This window comes from Azoarcus sp. TTM-91, assembly GCF_012911025.1.
Lineage (GTDB): Bacteria > Pseudomonadota > Gammaproteobacteria > Burkholderiales > Rhodocyclaceae > Azoarcus.
Map to the genome: position 1 here is coordinate 1 of NZ_WUEI01000295.1, position 464 is coordinate 464.

Below are 464 nucleotides of genomic sequence, written 5' to 3' on the forward strand. Positions count from 1 at the left end.
ATATTGGCTGCAAGCAACAGTAGCGCGGTCGGGACTTGCGCTTTGATCACAGCGTTCTTATCGGACAACTCCAACAGCGCGGCAGGCACGATATTGAAGTTCGCCGCCATCGGGGTCATCAGCGTGCCGCAGTAGCCCGAGAACATGCCGATAGCCGCCATCACCGCCGGATTGGCATGGAACACGCCCACCAGGATCGGCACGCCCACGCCGCCTGTCATGACCGGGAAGGCCGCAAAGCCGTTGCCCATGATGACGGTGAAGAGCGCCATGCCCACGCAATAGACGACCACCGCGACCAGTCGATAGTCCATGTTGATGTAGGCGGTGGTCAGGTGCGCCACGGCCTTGCCCACGCCGGCATCGGCGAAGACCAGGCCGAGCATGGCCAGCATCTGCGGCAGCACCAGCGCCCAGCCGAGCGACTCCGTCAGCCGACGCGACTCACGCATGGCCTGCACCGG

1 protein-coding gene is annotated in these 464 nt (G+C 64.0%); it reads right to left on the reverse strand.

Annotated elements, in window-relative coordinates:
• On the reverse strand, positions 1–452 hold a 452-nt coding region (locus GRF61_RS24310; protein WP_248281439.1), incomplete at its 3' end, for a DUF979 family protein.
• Between the last annotated feature and the right edge of the window lie 12 nt (positions 453–464).